The 3,574-nt window shown below is 40.7% G+C and carries 4 protein-coding genes; 3 read left to right on the top strand and 1 reads right to left on the bottom strand.

Going from position 1 to position 3,574, the window contains the following annotated elements; genetic code table 11:
* Window positions 1-66 precede the first annotated feature (66 nt).
* The gene (locus H6S82_RS24225; RefSeq protein ID WP_190474209.1) at window positions 67-1,011 is read right to left on the bottom strand and encodes a hypothetical protein; all 945 of its coding nucleotides are present in this window, start codon (window positions 1,009-1,011) and stop codon (window positions 67-69) included.
* A gap of 293 nt (window positions 1,012-1,304) precedes the next feature.
* Here H6S82_RS24225 and H6S82_RS24220 point away from each other — a divergent pair, with 293 nt between their 5' ends.
* The 3 genes from H6S82_RS24220 (at window position 1,305) to H6S82_RS24210 (ending at window position 3,311) form a co-directional block, all read left to right on the top strand.
* Window positions 1,305-1,448, top strand: a complete 144-nt coding sequence (locus H6S82_RS24220) for a hypothetical protein (RefSeq protein ID WP_190474210.1) — start codon at window positions 1,305-1,307, stop codon at window positions 1,446-1,448.
* Between the two features lie 182 nt (window positions 1,449-1,630).
* On the top strand, window positions 1,631-2,398 hold the full coding sequence (locus H6S82_RS24215) for a ParA family protein (protein WP_190474211.1): 768 nt from the start codon (window positions 1,631-1,633) through the stop codon (window positions 2,396-2,398).
* Window positions 2,388-3,311 (top strand): ParB/RepB/Spo0J family partition protein, encoded by a 924-nt coding sequence (locus tag H6S82_RS24210; RefSeq protein ID WP_190474212.1) that lies wholly within the window; start codon window positions 2,388-2,390, stop codon window positions 3,309-3,311. Before H6S82_RS24215 ends, H6S82_RS24210 begins: the two co-directional genes overlap by 11 nt.
* Window positions 3,312-3,574 lie beyond the last annotated feature (263 nt).

The raw sequence follows: 3,574 nt of genomic DNA, 5'->3' as shown, positions 1-3,574 counted from the left end.
TTTTTACAATACATTTGTACTATCCGTGGGTAGCGATCGCACTCCTGCAAGTGCCTTAACAAAAGTTCATACAGTGTCGATTACTTTTGTCCGACTACTTAACAGAGTCTCCATTTCTAACCGATGCTGTTCTTCCAAGCTGGATAACTGTTGTTCTACTTGGAATTTAAAATTTGCACGCTCGTTTTCAATCTCGTCATTTGAATGCAAAATCGATAATTGTTCTCTCAAATGACTAGAAGCATTTATATCATCCAAGTTTGATTCCTCGCCTTTGCTATTCTCTTGTTTCGGCGTTTGAGTGTCTAAAGATTCTTCCTGTGTAAAAAGCAAGTCTGTATCAGACTGCTCAATTTTATCGATAGGATAGCTTTCATTATCTACCTGTACCCAATTATCAATTAAAACTTGATTTTCATATAAACCTTTTTGTTTTCGAGAAGCCAAACCTTTGTTATCTGAGATATGAACTTGACGTTCTCGATCTTTGTTTAAATCTATAAAATAGGCTGCATTAGTTTTGAGCAAGCTAATCTGAGCGTAAGCATATTTCTCTCCAGCTAAGGACACTGCAAAATCAAGTGCAGCAATACAACCGTGGTAGAAATCCTGAGTTTCATTTGGACAAACACAATCTTCTATATCAGAATCTAAGTTAGCTTCTGCGTCAATTTGTTTGAGTTTAGCGATGTAGCTCTTAGACAATCTACGGATGAACGAGTTACGATCGCTAATGGCTGGAGTAGAATTTGGATCTGCTTGAAAAGAATTGGTTTCTACGTCTATAAATTTGGCTATTTTAGCTTGTAATAGATTAAGCGATCGCACTCCGTCTTCTTCATCTATTAGCTTAACTGCTCGGTCGAATCCAACCAGCAGACCTTGGTAAAAATCTTGGCTTTCTCCTGCTATTGTTTGGTCGGTTGCTATTTTCTCAAAAAAGGCAAGTCCTATTTGTTTAAGTCTGGAAATATGGTCAGCGGAAAATCTCTGCATGATAGCTAAAGACATAAGCGTTCAGTTACTTTGATAAGGCGTATCTCAATAACCAAACCTATCACGCACTCATCTTGCTATCGGTACGTCTACCGGATTAACTCTCTTTAATCCGAACGATACAGAACAAAGCCGATGCAGTCATTCTATTCTTGTTACCAAAAGCGCCATCGCCTAATTACATCTGTTATTTGAACCTAACTGCTCAAAAAAGGACAAATTTACTTTGTTTTGATTAAAGTACCAAAATCTGCCTTAACCACCAGCTTGCTTCACTTATCCTATCCTCCACTAACTTTATACCAGCTTTGTCATGTTTTGGTGAAATAGCCCAGACAGCACTACAACTTGGGACACCACAAGAAACAGGCGCAAACGGTATTGCGGAAGACAATGCTGCTGCTTCTGCCAGAGAAAAACTATACTTTGACACAACTCTAAAAAATAAATGATCATCCTATAGATATATCGCGCAAATATGAGAGTATATCTATAGTTATTTTGAACGTTTAACGTACAGTGATTCACCCCCAAAGTGAAAACATCCTCAATCTTCATTCAAGCGCAAATCAATTTACAATCTCACCCGTAGCCTCCTTCACACGAGTCGAACGGTGTGCAATAGGAGAAAAAAATGTCCAATAATAAGGTAATCTCGCTATTCAATCAAGCGGGCGGAGTGGGTAAAACGACAATTACACTCAACCTGGGCTATCAACTTTCAAAACGTGGCAATAAAGTTCTTCTCATCGATATCGATCCCCAAGGTTCTCTCACACTCTTCATGGGGATTGACCCCGCTTCCTTAGAAAAAACAGTATTCGATGCCATCGTCAACGAAGAACCTCTATCTATCCTCAATAAAATTCACGGTATGGATTTGGCTCCTACCAACATTAATCTCAGTGCTGCCGAAATCCAACTGGTGAATATGGATTTTCGAGAAGTTCGCCTACTTGATGCGATCGCTCCCATTAAGGACAGCTACGACTTCATCCTCATCGACTGTCCTCCCAGTTTAGGACTATTGAGCTATATCAGTTTGGTAGCTGCTACTCATGTTTTAGTGCCGATCGAAACTCACTATAAAGCATTTGAAGGAACAAACCTCCTTTTACAAACCGTCGCTAGAGTCAGAAAAAAAGGAAATCGCACCTTACAAATAGCCGGATTCGTTCCTTCTCGTTACGCCGCGACTAACTCCCAGGACAAACGCACTCTCAAAGCAATTCAAGAGCAATTTGCTCCCGTCGCTCCGGTTTACAGCCCAATCCCGCGAATAACTGCTTTTGTAGATGCGTCAGAAAAACAAGTTCCGCTTGCTGTCTACGAACCCAGGAATGCTGTCATTAAAATATTAGACCAGTTAGCTGCAAAAATGGAGAAACTAAATGCCAAGTAAAAACGACCAACCATATAAAGGGAAAGCCAACTTGAACGTTTTGTTTGGAGATGATGAGACGGATGGATCTTCAGAGAAGCTATTAAATATTGATTCGATAAAACTTCCAGCTTCTCAACCCCGTCGATACTTCGACGATCGCGCAATGCAGTCTTTGGTTGAATCCATTAAAGCCGATGGCATTCTCCAACCTTTATTGGTTCGACCTCTGAATGATGGTAAATACGAACTAATCGCAGGCGAAAGGCGCTACAGAGCCGCTCGTGAAATCGGGTTGAAAGAAGTTCCCGTTACTATTCGGGAACTAACGGAACAACAAGCATTACACATAGCTTTGGTCGAAAACCTGCAAAGGGAAGACCTCAATCCGGTAGAAGAAACTGAAGGTATTCTGGAACTGCTTTCCCATCACCTCGAATACTCGACCGATGATGTTAGCAAGCTGCTTTACCGAATGCAAAATGACGTTCAACGAACGAATGATAACGTTATCCTTCAGCCAGAAGCCGAAACGGTGATAGAGGTATTCGAGCGGTTAGGGAAGATGGGATGGGAGTCGTTTGTCAGCAATCGGCTTTCTCTTTTGAAACTTCCAAAGGACATACTTGAGAAACTTCGAGAAGGAAAAATCGAGTACACGAAGGCGCGTGCGATCGCGAAAGTAAAAGACGAGTCAGCTAGAAAAGAATTGCTCGAAACTGCTATTGCCGAAAATCTTTCTTTAACTCAGATTAAAGAACGAATTGCCGCCCTCAAAACAGGTACATTGTCAGAAAAACCAGAGGAGGGTCTGAAAAACCAAATTAAAGAAGCTTTGACGAAAGCTAACAAATCAAAAGTTTGGAGCGACCCTAAAAAGCAGAAACGTCTCCAAAAAATCCTCACCGACCTAGAAGCTTTGTTAACAACTTAACTTAGAAGACAAATATTGTAACGCATCCATACGAGTTGGAAATACTAGGAAACTTAAGTCTTTGTGAAAAAATGCTCTATCACTTGATGGGGCATTTTTTCATCGATCTAGGTCACGGATTAGCTGTGATATCAAATCCGGGTTATTTACCCCCTTTATATTTTTCCTCTTCTCTTCCCTCTGCTCCCCTGCAGCTGATTATAATGTGGGTCGTTAACCCGGATTTAGTATGAGATCGTGCAAAAAAGCTATCACTTTAGAAA

The organism is Planktothrix sp. FACHB-1355, from assembly GCF_014748295.1.
Lineage (GTDB): Bacteria > Cyanobacteriota > Cyanobacteriia > Cyanobacteriales > Aerosakkonemataceae > Aerosakkonema > Aerosakkonema funiforme_A.
The sequence above is the reverse complement of the archived record's forward strand: the minus strand, read 5'-3'. Positions and strand labels throughout refer to the sequence as shown.

Coding starts and splice junctions, on each gene's coding strand:
- H6S82_RS24225 (WP_190474209.1), bottom strand. CDS start 1,011: ATGTCTTTAGCTATCATGCAGAGATTTTCCGCTGACCATATTTCCAGA.
- H6S82_RS24215 (WP_190474211.1), top strand. CDS start 1,631: ATGTCCAATAATAAGGTAATCTCGCTATTCAATCAAGCGGGCGGAGTG.
- H6S82_RS24210 (WP_190474212.1), top strand. CDS start 2,388: ATGCCAAGTAAAAACGACCAACCATATAAAGGGAAAGCCAACTTGAAC.